Origin of the sequence: Actinophytocola sp. (genome assembly GCF_035942955.1) — a bacterium.
In the GTDB taxonomy this organism is placed as follows: domain Bacteria; phylum Actinomycetota; class Actinomycetes; order Mycobacteriales; family Pseudonocardiaceae; genus DASYTH01.
The window spans coordinates 1-13,875 of the sequence record NZ_DASZCQ010000262.1; the positions used below are offsets into that span (position 1 = coordinate 1).

Below are 13,875 nucleotides of genomic sequence, written 5' to 3' on the forward strand. Positions count from 1 at the left end.
GGTAACGCCATCACGCCGGGGCGGGGGTTCCGGGAGGGGCCGTTCTCGTCCGAGGTCGAGTTGCGTGAGCTCGTTGACATGGCGCAGGAGAGCGGCGTTGTCGACGCGGGTGAGCGCGAGATGATCCATTCGGTGTTCGAGCTGCGGGGGACCATCGCGCGGGAGGTCATGGTGCCGCGGACCGAGATGGTGTGGATCGAGCAGGCGAAGACCGTGCGGCAGGCGCTCGCGTTGTCGCTTCGGACCGGCTACACGCGACTGCCGGTGATCGGCGAGAGCGTCGACGACGTCGTGGGTGTGGTGAACCTCAAGGACCTGGTGCGCGCCGGCATGGAGGCCACACCGGACGGCGTCACGGTCGGCGAGCTGATGGTCCCGGCCACGTTCGTGCCGGACACCAAGCGGCTCGACGACCTGCTCCGGGAGATGCAGCTGTCCCGCAACCACATGGCCATCGCGGTGGACGAGTACGGCGGCACGGCCGGGCTGCTGACGATCGAGGACATCCTCGAGGAGATCGTCGGGGAGATCACCGACGAGTCCGACACCGACGACCGCCCGCCGGTCGAGCACCTCGACGACGGCGCGGTCCGGGTGTCGTCCCGGCTGCCGGTCGAGGATCTCGCCGAGCTGTACGGCGTCGAGCTCGACGCGCACGACGTGGAGACCGTCGGCGGCCTGCTCGCCCAGGTCCTCGGCCGGGTACCGTTGCCCGGCGCCGAGGCCGAGATCGCCGGCCTGCGGATGTACGCCGAGGGCGGCAAGGACTCCCGCGGCCGGATGCGGATCACGTCGGTCGTCGTGCGCGGCCCCGCCGAGCTCGCCGAGGCCCGAAAGTCCACACTGGACACCCTGGACACGGAGTGGGAGAGGAGCGCCGAGCGTGGCTGAGCTCGACCCGGAGGACGCCAAACTGGTCACGCTCGCCCGGTCCGCCCGCGCCCGCACCGGCGCCCCCGAGGCCGCCGCCGTCCGCGACCCCGACGGCCGCACCTACGTCGCCTGCACGGTCGACCTTCCCTCCCTCACCCTCACCGCCCTCCAAGCCGCCGTCGCCGCCGCCGTCTCCAGCGGCGCCAAGACCCTCGAAGCCGCCGCCGTCATCACCGACGCACCCACCCTCGACCCCGCCTCCCGCTCCGCCCTCGCCGACCTCAACCCCGACGCCCCCATCCACTACGGACAGCACTGACACCCCGGGCCAGCCGTGGCACCAGCCCCGGATCGTCGCCGTCACCTGCGCCGCGCGGCGCGGCTCCCACCGCGTACGGGTTCGCACACGGCGGGCCGCCATCACTGCGCGGAGCGGCACGGCCTCGCCGTGTCAGCCTTCGCCGCCGTCTCCAGCGGCACCGGCACCCTCGCCCCGGCCTCCCCGCGCCACCCCGGCCGACCTCGATCCAACGCCACCGTCCACTATGGATATATCCGGCCGGCCGTTTGTTCAGAGTTCGTTGTTCAGCTGCCTGGGCCGGACACTGAACAAACCGGGTGTCGTACACCTGTCGCGCGAGGCGGTCACGGCGGAAGGGCATGGTGGATATGGAACCCGTCCTGGTCACCGAGCCGCGGCTGGCCGAGGTGTTGACCGAGCTGGTGCAGCGCGAGCCGCTGTTTCATCGGCCGGAGCTCGGCACGACGCGGGCCCACTTCGAGGCGATGACGGCCGCCGACTTCTGGGAGGTGGACGCGTCGGGCCGGTGCTACAGCCGGGAATACGTGCTGGATGCTCTCGATGAGCGGTTTCGCGAGCACTACCGGGACCCGTGGTGGACGACCGGATTCCACTGCCGGGAGCTGGCGCCCGAGCTCTACCTGCTGACCTACACCCTCACCCACGGCCACCGGACGACCAGGCGGACGAGCATCTGGCGCCACACCGTCGAAGGCTGGAAGGTCCTGTTCCATCAGGGCACCCTCGTCACGGACGAGCGCTAGCGGCACGGCGGGTCGTAGGGCAGGCCGGGAAGGAACTGGTCCCATTCGGCCCGGCTGATCCTGGGGTGGGCGACGGCGCAGATCTGCCGGGCCACCCGTTCGACGTCGGTCTCCAGGAGCACGACGCGGTCACCGCTGGCCACGGCCAGGGTGTGGCTGTCCGGGCGGAACGCGATCGAGGTGAGGTCGTCGTCGAGCCCGCCGGTGACGGTGGCGAACGTTCTTGGGCCGCCGCGGCCGGTCATGTCCCACAACGTGATCGTGCCGTTGGTGGTGGCCGTAGCCAGCACGCGGCCGTCCGGAGCGAAGGCGACCGCGCGTACCACGTCGGTGTGGCCGGTCAGCTCGCCGCGCGGTTGCGGGCGGGCCCGGTCGGCGACGTCCCACAGCCGCGCGATCTTGTCGCTGCCGGCGGTGACGACGGTTCGACCGCCGGGGCTGAACGCGACCGAGGACACCGGGCCGGTCTCGCTGGCGATCCTGGCGACCTGGTGCGGATCGCCGCGGTGGGTGACGTCGTAGAGGATGGCGTCGTGGTGGGACCCGGCCACCAGCAGGTCGCCCGCGGGGTTGAAGGCCATGGCGAACGCGGGATCCACCCGGTCGAGGATCGTGCCGACGGGGCGCGGCCGCTGCCGGTCGGTGACATCCCACAGCCGGATCACGTGATCCAGCGTCGCGATGGCCAGCGTCTGGCCGTCCGGGCTGAACACGAGGGACACCGCCGTGCCGTCGTGGCCGGGCAGCCGGCCGACCGGCCGCGGGTTGTGCGGGGTGGTGACGTCCCACAGCCGGATCGTCCGGTCCGGGCTCTCGGTCGCCATGGTGCGGCCGTCCTGGCTGACGACCACCGAGCGGAGGGGGTCGCCGGGACCGCCGAGCACGGCGGTGGCCATGTCCGAGTTGCGCCACAGCCGAACCGTCTCGTCGTCGCTCGCGGTCGCCACGATCCCCGGCCCCACCGACACCGACCGCACGGTCTGGGTGTGGCCGAACAGGTGGATGCCGTAGGGGGCGACGGCGAACGTGCCGATCACCGCCCCGCGCGTGGTTGAGGTGGGGTCGATGCGGTAGGCGGCCAGCGCGAGCTGGACGGCGAGGGTGGGCTCGCCGGCCCGCAGCACGGCGTTGGCGTGGTGCAGGGCGCTCTGCGCCACGGCCGCGGCGCGTTGCCGGTCCGCGGTGTGCTGGGCATCGATGGCGTACGCGGTCGCAGCGAGGGCGACGAACAGCATGGTGGCCACCAGCGCCACGAGCCGGCGCAGCAGGCGGGACCGCCGCGCGGTCATGGTGCGCTCCCGGGCGGCGAACTCGAGGCTGGCCGCAAGGAACTCGCGTTCCCGGGTGGTCAGCGCCGGGTCCCGGTCGGCCAGCCAGGTTTGCGCGCGGGCCAGGCCGGCGCCGCGGTAGAGCGCGCCGGGGTCGCGGTCGAGGGACTCCCAGATCAGGGTGGCCTCGGTCAGCTGCCGGTGCACCCGGAGGCCGTCACGGTCCTCGGCCAGCCAGTCACGAAGGCGTGACCAATGACGGATGAGCGACTCGTGTGCGAGCTCGACGCCGTGCCGGTCGAGCGTGACGACCCTGGCCCGGGCCAGCCGGTCGAGCACGGCGGCGGTGTCCTGGTCGTCGTCCAGCTCGCGGCGGTGGACGCGGCGCGCGGTGTCCGATGCGTCGTCGGACAGCGCGGCCAGCCGAAGGAGGATCTGCTTGGCGACCGGCCGCTGGTCGGCGTTCAGCGCGGTGTAGGCGGTTTCGGCGGCGTGCGCGAGGAGGCCGGGTACACCGCCGAACGCCTCGTACCCGGCCAAGGTGAGGGTGGTGCCCCGGCGCCGTCGCCAGGCTTCCCGCAGCGCCGCCGAGATCGCGGGCAGCGCTCCCGGCGAGTTGTGCCCGACCGCGCCGAGCCGGGACACCAGCGCCGTCTCCAGCCGGCAGCCGGAACGCTGAGCCGGCTCCATGATCGCCCGCCGGTACTCGTCCGGGGTCAGCGGCTCGACCGGGATCCGGACGTCGCCGAGCGCCGCGGCGAGCCGCGGATGTCGCGCGCAGTGTGCGTGGAAGTCGTCGCGCACGCCGAGCACCACCCGGGTGCGGCTGGCGCCGGCGAGCGCGGCGGCGGCCAGCGCATCGATCAGCCAGTCCCGCTCGTCGTCGCCGCACCGCGTGAACACCTCTTCGAACTGGTCGACGACGAGCACCAGGTCGACGTCGTCCGGCCGGTCGGCCATGGCCTGCCGGATCCGCAGGTGGAGGTTGCCCGGATCGGCGGCGAGCTCGGCCCCCAGCACCGTCGGCGAGACACCGAGCACGGGCGCCAACCGCACCGCGCACTCCTCGACCGGATGTGACCCTGGCGTGAGCACGGCGACCGGGTCTCCCCGCCGGGCGAGCCGGGGCGTCAGGCCCGCTCGAAGGAGCGACGACGTGCCGCTGCCGGACGGGCCGAACACACCGACGAACCGGTGCCCGGACAGGCGCGCCAGAAGATCGGAGATCATATTCTCCCGGCCGAAGAAGCGGTCGGCATCGTCGGCGCGAAATGCGGCCCAGCCGGCATAGGGAGCCTCGGCGTTATCGGAATCGTCGGGGCCGTTGTTATTGTTGGCGGCTATCTCGGCGGCCGTCTCCCGCCAGCGTTTCTTCCATTCCGTGGTGTTGCCGTCACACGCGGCGACGTAGGCCAGGGTCACCGCGAGGCTGGGCAGCCTGCGGCCGCTCGCGGCCTCGGACAGCGCCGCCGCCGAGTAATGCGCACGCGTGCCGAGCTGGCGATAGGTCGGACTTCCTGCCTTCTCCCGCAGCCGACGCAGGTCACCCGCGAACCGCAGCAGAACATCGTCGCCCGATTCCAGCGGTTGCTCGCGTCTGGGCACCCCAGCCACCTCCAGCTGTCCGCGCCCATTGTTCAGAACTCGTTGTTCAGAGTCCAGCACCGGACACTGAACAAACCGGCTGGCGTACATATGGACCGCGCGGCCGGAGTCGACTCACAGGGGGGAGCCGAGTCCGGCCGCCCACTTTACGTATTCCTTGGGAGCTATCCGGCGCCACCCGGCGAGCAATCGGTATTCGCGATTAGAATGATCACGTGACCACGTCCGAGGTGCGACACCGCTCCGGCTTCGCGTGCTTCGTCGGCCGGCCCAACGCCGGGAAGTCGACGCTGACCAACGCGCTGGTCGGCACCAAGGTGGCGATCACGTCGAGCAAGCCGCAGACCACGCGGCACGCCATCCGCGGCATCGTGCACCGCGCCGACGCGCAGTTGATCATCGTGGACACCCCGGGGCTGCACCGGCCCCGCACGCTGCTCGGTCAGCGGCTCAACGACGTCGTGCGCACCACGTGGTCCGAAGTGGACATCGTGGGGCTGTGCGTGCCGGCCGACGAGGACGTCGGTCCCGGCGACCGGTTCATCGCAAGGGAGCTCGCCAAGATCGCCAGGCACACCCCGGTGATCGGCATCGTGACCAAGACCGATCTGGTCAGGCCGGAGCGGGTGGCCGCGCAACTGGTCTCCCTGCAAGAGGTGCTGGACTTCGCCGAGCTGATCCCGGTGTCCGCTGTGGACGGTTTCCAGGTCGACCGGCTGACCGAGCTGCTGGTGGCCCGGCTCCCCGAGGGACCGCCGCTCTACCCCGGCGGCGAGCTGACCGACGAGCCCGAGGCCACCCTGGTCGCGGAGCTGATCAGGGAGGCGGCGCTGGAGGGGGTGCGCGAGGAGCTGCCGCACTCGATCGCGGTCACCGTCGAGGAGATGGCGCCCCGCGAGGGTCGCGACGACCTGGTCGACGTGCACGCCCTGCTCTACGTCGAGCGCCCCAGCCAGAAGGGGATCATCCTGGGGCACAAGGGGGAGCGGCTGCGCACGGTCGGCTCCACCGCCCGCCGGCACATCGAGGCGCTGCTCGGCAGCAAGGTCTACCTCGACCTGCACGTCAAGGTCGCCAAGGACTGGCAGCGCGACCCCAAGCAGCTGCGCCGGCTGGGCTTCTGAGCCAGCTGCGCCCGAACGGCGACGCCCCGACGGGCAGTCCAGGATCCGGCGGTCAGCTCACCCCTGCCCAAAAGTGCGAATGTGCTACCCGGACCGGGTCGCCGGCACTATGGTCTGCGCGTGAGCACCCCATATGGCCAGGGCCCGTACGGTCAACCTCAGCAGCAGCCATACGGACCGCCCCACGGCCAACCCCCTCCGCCAGGGCAGCCGCCATACGGCCAGCCGCCCCAGTCTCCGCCGTACGGCCAGCCCGTGCAGTCGCCGCCGTACGGCCAGCCGGCCCAGCAGCCGTATGCCCATCAGCCCCGGTACGGCCAGGCGCCGGGCTACGGCCAGAACCCCTATGCCGCGCCGCCGGCCAACCCCTACGCGGCCGCCGCCGGCGAGGTCGTCACCATCCCGGGCGCGGGCAGCTTCAAGCTGGCCGGCATGGGTGACCGGTTCGTCGCCCGGCTGATCGACGGGTTGATCGTCGGCATCCCGATGGTGATCATCAGCCTGATCATCGTCGGCGCCATGACACCGTCCACCGCGGAGATCCTCCGGGGCGAGACCGGGCCCGGCTTCCTGGTCACCGGGCTGGTCTACTTCGGAGCGCTGCTCGTGATCAGCGTGGCCTACGAGGTCGGCATGATCTCCACCCAGGGCGCGACCTTCGGCAAGAAGGCCATGGGCGTGCGCGTGGCGACCGCGGAGACCGCCGCGACACCCGGCCGGGGCATCGGCCAGGGCCCGGCGGTGACCAGGTGGGCGGTCATGTTCGCCCCCGCCATCGTCCCGTTCGTCGGCGGGCTGTGGCTGCTGGTGTGCTACCTGTCGCCGTTCTTCGACGACGTCGCCCGGCAGGGCTTCCACGACAAGGCGGCCAAGACCTGGGTCCTGTCCACGAAATAGTCGGTCCCTGATGGGACGATGAACGCGTGAGCGGAGCTTGCGGAGCGAACCACTGGCACTGCCCCGCCACCGAGGAACGAGGTGGCAGGGCCGCCGTCACCGAGCTTGCGAGGTGACGGTTTGAGCCTGTACCGCGACACCGGGGTGGTGCTGCGCGTGCAGAAGCTCGGTGAGGCCGACCGGATCATCACGCTGCTCACCCAGCGGCACGGCAAGGTCCGCGCGGTGGCCAAGGGCGTTCGCCGCACCACGTCCCGGTTCGGCGCGCGGGTCGAGCCGTTCGCCCACGTCGACGTGCAGTTCTACACCGGACGCACGCTCGACGTGATCACCCAGGTGCAGACCCTCGACGCGTTCGGCGCCGGCATCATCGGCGACTACCAGCGCTACACCGCCGGCTGTGCGGTGCTCGAGACCGCCGACCGGCTCTCCGCCGAGGAGGGCGAGCCGGTGCTGCGGCTCTACCTGCTGGTGGCCGGCGCGCTGCGGGCGCTGGCCGGCGGCGAGCGGGACGCCTCCCTGGTGCTGGACGCCTTCCTGCTGCGGGCCATGGCCTTCGCCGGCTGGGCGCCGGCGGTCAGCGAGTGCGCGCGGTGCAGCGAGCCCGGCCCGCACCGCTCGTTCAACGTCCAGGCCGGCGGCTCGGTCTGCCCGCGGTGCCGCCCGCCCGGCTCCACCACCCCGTCCCCGGAGACCCTCGACCTGCTCGAGGCCCTGATGCACGGCACTTGGGAGGTCGCGGACGCCACCCCGGTCGCCGCCCGCCGGGAGGGCAGCGGCCTGGTCGCCGCCCTGCTGCAGTGGCATCTCGAGCGCCAGCTGCGCTCGTTGCCGCTGGTGGAACGCCGCCGAAGTTGACAGATATGCAAATGGCACTGTGCGTATTGCAGCCGGCACGGCATGATTGTCGCCCGTGCCGCCCAGGCGCTGGATCAGCGTTGCCGTCCCCGTCGTGTGCTTCACCGCATTCGTGATCTGGCTGGTACTCCAGTTCTCTCGAGGTGATCTGGACCGCGGCGACAAGCTGGCCAGCATCGTCAGCATGTCGGTCACGATCATCACCCTCCCGCTGAGCGTGTTCGCCATCGTGATCACCGTCCGGCAAAGCCAGCCGGTCGCACCGGCTGTCGGGCTGCCCGAGCGGCTGGATGCGCTGGCTGAGGCGCTGGCCATGGCGGTGCGTGCGCAATGGGAGGCGGAGGAGCAGGTCCGCCGGATCCACGACCCCTTCCCGTTGCCGGCGCGGTGGACCGCCGCTTCGGAACACCTGATGGATCATTGGCAGAACATCTACGGCGATCCCCGCCGATCGGATCCGATCGAGTTGGACGGCCACGGCGACCACATCGTCGACACCTTCAATCGGATCCCATCGGGGCGGCTGGTTGTCCTGGGCAGAGCCGGCGCCGGCAAGACCATCCTCACCTCGAGATTCGTGCTAACCCTCCTGGCCAATCGGCCGGTACCGGTGCCGGTGATCTTCTCGCTGGGCTCCTGGGATCCCACCCAGCACATACTGCGCGACTGGCTGACCGACCAGCTGGCAACGACCTATCCGATCCTTGCCGAGCGCGATTCCGCCGGCACCACGGTCGCGGAGCATATGCTCACCACCGGACGGATCATGCCGGTGCTCGACGGTTTCGACGAGATCAGCGCGGGTCTGCGGGGCGACGCGATCAACGCCATCAATGCCGGTCTACGTCCCGGCGACCGGTTGCTGCTGACCAGCCGACCCGAGGAGTACGCGGTCGCCGTGGGCGAGGGTGACGTGCTCACCGCCGCAGCCGTGGTGCGGCTGGAGGATCTCACCATCGTCGACCTGTCCTTGTACCTGCGGCTCACCACCCGCAAGATCGATGTCCACAGTGGCCGAACCAAGTGGGCCCCGGTGCTGGAGCACCTGCACGCCGAACCCGGCTCGCCGCTGGCCCAAGTACTCTCGACACCTTTGATGGTCGCGCTCGCTAGAGCGGTCTTCAGCGACACCAAGGCCGATCCCGCCGAACTGCTCGGCGTCACAACCCCGGCCGAGGTCGAGGAGCGCCTGCTCGCGGGCTTCGTGCCGGCCGTGTACTCCGGGTCTCGCGATGTCGGTGCGGATGACGCCGGCCGATGGCTCGAGTTCCTCGCCGCCCACCTCGACCGGCTCGGCACCAACGACCTCGCATGGTGGCAGCTCGTCCGCGCTGTTCCACGGTTGGTAGTGGGGCTGGTCGCCAGTTTCGTGATCGCGCTTGTGATCTGTCTGGTCGGCGGAGTGCCCGCCTTACTGGGACCGTGGCCAAGCGACGCCCTGGCCGGCTGGCTGGCCGCAACGTCGGTGGGTGCTCTCGCCCTCAGCCCGCTCGGTGGCGCGATCATCGGTCTGAGTCGCGGGATGCGGCCGTCTCCGGCCAGGATGCGGTTACGGCTGGCTGGCCGGCTCGGCCACGTTCGGCGTGAACTTGCCCGCGGACTACGCAGTTGGCGCACTATGGTCTGGTTCGGGGCATGGTCGCTGGGCGGGGCGATGTTCGGCCTGGCCGCTTTCCTGTTCGTCCAGTCGGCCGACGGAATCGCGGTGGGGTTGGCGGCAGGCCTGATCGCCGGCGTGGGCATCTGGTTGATGATCACCGTGATTCGGGCGCTCGAGACGCCAGTTGATCCGACTCGAACGGTCAGTCCCGCGGAGTTGTTGCGCACCGACCGGGACACCTCGCTGCGACAAGGGTTCCTGCTCGGCATCGCTGGTGGGGCCGTGTACTGGCTGGTGGTCCTGTTCGCCTTTGAACCGGCGTTCGGGTATCCGTTCGGGGTGGTCTTCGCGGGCGGTGTGTGGCTGCTCGGCTGGCTGATGGCCGTGGCCTGCGGGATCCCGCTATGGCTACTGTGTGTTAGCGCTTGGGGACCATGGCTGATCGCGAGCGCCTGGTTGGCGCTGACCCGGCGGCTGCCGTGGTCGGTGATGGCGTTCCTGGCCGACGCGCACCGCCGGGGCGTGTTGCGCCAGGCGGGTGGGGTGTACCAGTTCCGGCATGCCCGCCTCCAGGATCATCTCGCGGCGGCGGGTGGGTACCGTCGCGGACATGCGTCGACGCCAGAGGGATGAGCTAGATCGGCCGCGGCTGGTGCGACCGCCTGACCCGCATCCTTCTGGGGCCCGGCCGCCCGCGATTCCGGCCGAGTTCGTACCTCACCATGTCGCCATCGTGATGGACGGCAACGGCCGCTGGGCCAACAAGCGCGGGCTTCCCCGGATCGAGGGGCACAAGAAGGGCGAAGCGATGGTGGTCGACGTCGCGGCGGGGTGCATTGAGCTCGGGGTGCGGTGGCTGTCGCTGTACGCATTCTCCACCGAGAACTGGCGGCGCAGCCCGGAGGAGGTGCGGTTCCTGATGGGCTTCTCCCGAGAAGTCATCCACCGCCGGACCGACACGCTGCACGAGATGGGGGTGCGGGTGCGCTGGGCCGGTCGCCGGCCCCGTCTGTGGCGCAGCGTGCTGCGGGAGCTCGAGGCGGCGGAGCGGCGGACCCGGCACAACGAGGTGCTCAACCTGAGCATGTGCATCAACTATGGCGGCCGCTATGAGATCGTGGACGCTGTTCGAGCGATCGCCAGGGAGGCAGCCACCGGCAGGATCAACCCGGACCGGATCGACGAGCGGACCATTGGCCGGCACATGTACCAGCCGGACATGCCGGACGTGGACCTGTTCATCCGCCCGTCGGGGGAGCGGCGCACGTCGAACTTCATGCTCTGGCAGTCTGCCTACGCGGAGCTGGTCTTCCAGGACATCCTGTGGCCGGACTTCGACCGGCGGGACCTGTGGCGCGCCTGCGAGGAGTATGCCGGCCGGGACCGCAGGTTCGGCGGCGCGATCGATGCGGCGGAGAAAGAGGACACGTGACCAACGGCGAGACCGCCGACCTGATGTCGAAGACGAGGCAGGCGCTCGAGCAGTACCACGACGTGCACATCGACGACGACGGTGCGCTGACCTTCCGGCACAGCGAGGTGCCCTGCGCCGTCCAGGCGATGCGCCTCGTGGAGGGTCTCACGCTGCTCAGCCTCACCTGCGTGGTCGCATGGGACCTGCCCGACGAGCCGCGGCTGGCCGTCTCCGCGGCCGAGCGGTCCGGGCAGGGCCTGTTCGGCACGCTCGGCGTCGTGCACACCGAGCGCGGCATGGACGTCACCCTGCGGTACGCCTTCCCGGCCGACGGTCTGTCCCCGTCCGCGCTCGGCACGCTGCTGATGTTGGTCGTGTCCACCGCGTCCCAGCTCCGCGGCGAGCTGCTGAGCGCGGCCGGTAGTCCTCCTACTACCGGGGGCTCGTAAGATCCATGCGCCGCCTGGCATGATTCCGCCCGTGAGCGGAGCTTGCGGAACGAACCATCGAACACTGCCCTGGCGCCGAGGAACGAGGCGACAGGGTCGCCGGCACCGAGCTTGCGAGGTGCTGGATTGAGCACCGTTGTCGGGGATGTCGAGACCCCGAGCCCGCCCCGGCGCCGCTTCAAGATCACCTCGTTGGAGGTGTTGTGCGGCCTGCTGGTCCTGGCGTTGCTCGGGCAGAACTGGCTGACCGGGATCCTCGACGTCCCCGCGATCCGCACCGGCGCGACCGTCTTCGTCGCGGTGTGCACCCAGGCGCTGCCGTTCCTCGTCCTCGGCGTCCTGATCAGCGGGGCGATCGCCGCGTTCCTGTCCGCCGACGCGCTACGCCGGGTCCTGCCCAAGCGCCAGGCGGTGGCCGTCCCGGTCGCCGGCGTCGCCGGGGTCGCGCTGCCCACCTGCGAGTGCGCCGCGGTCCCGGTCGCAAGGCGGCTCATCGTCCAGGGCGCACCCTCCTCGGTCGCGCTGGCGTTCCTCCTGGCCGCCCCCGCGGTGAACCCGGTCGTCCTGGTCGCCACCGCGGTCGCCTTCCCCGGTGAGCCCGGCATGGTGGCCGCCCGGTTCGCCGGCTCGATGGCCACCGCCCTGGCGATGGGCTGGCTGTGGGCCCGGTTCGGCAAGGCCGAGTGGTTCGCCGAGCGGGTCATGCGCAAGCTTCCCGAGCAGACCGACGGCCGGTCCCGCTGGCTGGTCTTCGCCGAGACCGCGCGGCACGACCTCGTCGACGCCGGCGGCTTCCTGGTCATCGGCGGCCTCACCGCGGCCGCGCTCAACGTGGTGGTGCCGCGCAGCTGGATCAACACCCTCGGCGACCAGATCGTGCTCGGCATCATCGTGATGGCCGTGCTCGCCGTGGTGCTCGCCCTGTGCAGCGAGGCCGACGCGTTCGTCGCCGCCTCCCTGTCCGCGCTCCCGCTGCTGCCCCGCCTGGTCTTCCTTGTCGTCGGCCCGGCGATCGACGTCAAGCTGTTCAGCCTGCAGGCCGGCACGTTCGGCAGGTCGTTCGCGATCCGCTTCGCCCCGCTCACCTTCGTGGTCGCGGTGCTGTGTGCCGTCGCCGCCGGCCTGATCTTCCTAGGCGGTGTCCGATGAGGCGGGAAACCCAGAACATCCTCCTCGTGCTGCTCGGCGGGGCGCTGCTCAAGATCTCCTTCACCGGCACCTACCTGCGCTACGTCAAGCCCTCCCACCAGTGGCTGCTGATCACCGCCGGCGCGATCATGGTGCTGCTCGCGCTGCTGTCGATCGGCCGTGATCTGATCAACAACCGCCAGGCCGCGGCGGTCGACGGCCACGAGGGCCACACCCACTCCTCGACCGGCGCCTGGCTGCTGCTCCTGCCCGTGCTGGCCGTGTTCCTGGTCGCGCCCCCGGCCCTCGGCGCCGACTCCGTCACCCGTGCCGCCACGACCAACCGGGCCGTCGACGACGGCCGCGCCGTCTTCCCACCCCTGCCCGCGGGTGACGTGATCGCCCTGCCGCTGAGCGACTTCTCCGCACGGGCCGCCTGGGACGAGGGCAACTCGCTGAACGACCGGTCCATCAAGCTGACCGGCTTCGTCGTGCACGACGGCTCGGCCGCCTACATCGCCCGGCTCGCCATCGGCTGCTGCGCGGCCGACGCCTTCCCGATCAAGGTCCGGCTCGACGACAACCCCGACGCCACCGCCCTGCCCGACGACACGTGGATCGAGGCCGTCGTCAGCCTCAAACCCGGCACCGCCACCCGGGAGAACGACTACGTCCCCGCCGCCGCGGCCCTCGAGCTCCGCGAGATCCCGCAACCCGAGGACCCCTACGAGCATTAGCCGCCAGGGCCGGCCTTGACAATCTGACATTTCATCTATGGAATGTCAGAACGTCAATCCCCCTCGGAGGTAGGCCCGTGGACATGACGATCAACGGCAGCGGCCGCACGGTCGACGCCGATCCCGACGCCCCGGCGATCGAGCTGCTGCGCGAGGGCCTCGGCCTGACCGGCACCAAGCTGGTCTGCGGCGCCGGCGTGTGCGGCGCGTGCACGGTGCAGGTCGACGGCACCCCGATGGTCAGCTGCCTGCTGCCGTGCGCCGCGCTGGCCGGCCGCGAGGTCACCACGGTCGAAGGCCTCGAGCACCCGGTGCAGCGCGCGTTCGCCGCCACCGACGCGCTGCAGTGCGGCTACTGCACCCCGGGCTTCGTCATGGAGGCCGCGGCGTTCGTCGACCGGTGGCGGGCCGGGCACGGCGACGTGGCGCCGGACCGCGCCGAGATCGCCGCCGCGATGGCCGGCCACCTCTGCCGCTGCGGCGCGTACCAGGGCATCTACGCCGCGATCGGCGCCGCCTGCACGGGCGCGTACGACAGCGGCGAGCCGGAACCGGCCAGGGTCGAGGCAATGGACAAGATCACCGGCCGGGCCCGCTACACCACCGACGTGCGGCTGCCCGGCCAGCTCGAGGGCGTCATCGTCCGCTCGACCAGCCCGCACGCCGTGGTCCGCTCGGTGAAGGCGCCCGGCGGCACGGTGCTCGTCGACCTGCTGCCGGACGACCGCACCGTGCGCTACCTCGGCCAGCCGGTCGCCGCCGTCGCGGGGCCGACCGCGGCCGAGGCGCGGGCGGCGGCCGGCGCGGTGCTGGTCGAGTACGACGAGCGGCCGGCCGTGCTCGACCCCGCCCGCGCC

Annotated in this window: 12 protein-coding genes and 1 pseudogene; 12 read left to right on the forward strand and 1 reads right to left on the reverse strand. The window is 71.2% G+C overall.

All coding sequences use genetic code 11. The annotated features are described in order from the left end of the window. From VGX25_RS26720 to VGX25_RS26730, 3 genes are all read left to right on the forward strand, one after another. On the forward strand, nt 1-891 hold an 891-nt coding region (locus VGX25_RS26720; protein WP_326920666.1), incomplete at its 5' end, for a hemolysin family protein. Then, nucleotides 884-1,192 (forward strand): cytidine deaminase, encoded by a 309-nt coding sequence (locus VGX25_RS26725; protein ID WP_326920667.1) that lies wholly within the window; start codon nt 884-886, stop codon nt 1,190-1,192. The genes VGX25_RS26720 and VGX25_RS26725, both read left to right, overlap by 8 nt. 350 nt (nt 1,193-1,542) lie before the next feature. Beyond that, nucleotides 1,543-1,938, forward strand: a complete 396-nt coding sequence (locus VGX25_RS26730; protein ID WP_326920668.1) for a DUF4440 domain-containing protein — start codon at nt 1,543-1,545, stop codon at nt 1,936-1,938. On the opposite strand, the gene VGX25_RS26735 is transcribed toward VGX25_RS26730, so the two are convergent. Then, nucleotides 1,935-4,811 carry a hypothetical protein gene (locus tag VGX25_RS26735; protein WP_326920669.1) on the reverse strand — a complete coding sequence of 959 codons (2,877 nt, stop codon included), beginning with the start codon at nt 4,809-4,811 and terminating at the stop codon, nt 1,935-1,937. The genes VGX25_RS26730 and VGX25_RS26735 overlap by 4 nt on opposite strands. A gap of 215 nt (nt 4,812-5,026) precedes the next feature. Between VGX25_RS26735 and era the strand changes: the two genes are divergently transcribed. The 9 genes and pseudogenes from era to VGX25_RS26780 form a co-directional block, all read left to right on the forward strand. Next, nucleotides 5,027-5,935: a GTPase Era gene (gene era, locus VGX25_RS26740; protein ID WP_326920670.1), complete on the forward strand. Its 909-nt coding sequence runs from the start codon at nt 5,027-5,029 to the stop codon at nt 5,933-5,935. 255 nt (nt 5,936-6,190) lie between these two features. Beyond that, nucleotides 6,191-6,832 carry an RDD family protein gene (locus VGX25_RS26745; RefSeq protein WP_326920671.1) on the forward strand — a complete coding sequence of 214 codons (642 nt, stop codon included), beginning with the start codon at nt 6,191-6,193 and terminating at the stop codon, nt 6,830-6,832. A gap of 120 nt (nt 6,833-6,952) precedes the next feature. After that, complete coding sequence (gene recO / locus VGX25_RS26750) at nt 6,953-7,690, forward strand: DNA repair protein RecO (protein ID WP_326920672.1); 738 nt, start codon at nt 6,953-6,955, stop codon at nt 7,688-7,690. 412 nt (nt 7,691-8,102) lie between these two features. After that, nucleotides 8,103-8,615 (forward strand): annotated as a pseudogene (locus VGX25_RS35810) (NACHT domain-containing protein); the annotation flags it as partial. Between the two features lie 1,285 nt (nt 8,616-9,900). Then, nucleotides 9,901-10,722: an isoprenyl transferase gene (locus tag VGX25_RS26760; protein WP_326920673.1), complete on the forward strand. Its 822-nt coding sequence runs from the start codon at nt 9,901-9,903 to the stop codon at nt 10,720-10,722. A 23-nt stretch (nt 10,723-10,745) separates the two neighbouring features. Then, nucleotides 10,746-11,153, forward strand: coding sequence for a hypothetical protein (locus VGX25_RS26765; protein WP_326920677.1), 408 nt, complete (start codon nt 10,746-10,748; stop codon nt 11,151-11,153). 126 nt (nt 11,154-11,279) lie between these two features. Further along, complete coding sequence (locus tag VGX25_RS26770) at nt 11,280-12,302, forward strand: permease (protein ID WP_326920674.1); 1,023 nt, start codon at nt 11,280-11,282, stop codon at nt 12,300-12,302. Further along, nucleotides 12,299-13,018 (forward strand): TIGR03943 family putative permease subunit, encoded by a 720-nt coding sequence (locus VGX25_RS26775; protein ID WP_326920675.1) that lies wholly within the window; start codon nt 12,299-12,301, stop codon nt 13,016-13,018. Before VGX25_RS26770 ends, VGX25_RS26775 begins: the two co-directional genes overlap by 4 nt. Before the next feature lie 83 nt (nt 13,019-13,101). After that, nucleotides 13,102-13,875: (2Fe-2S)-binding protein (locus VGX25_RS26780; protein ID WP_326920678.1), on the forward strand; the 774-nt coding region annotated here is incomplete at its 3' end.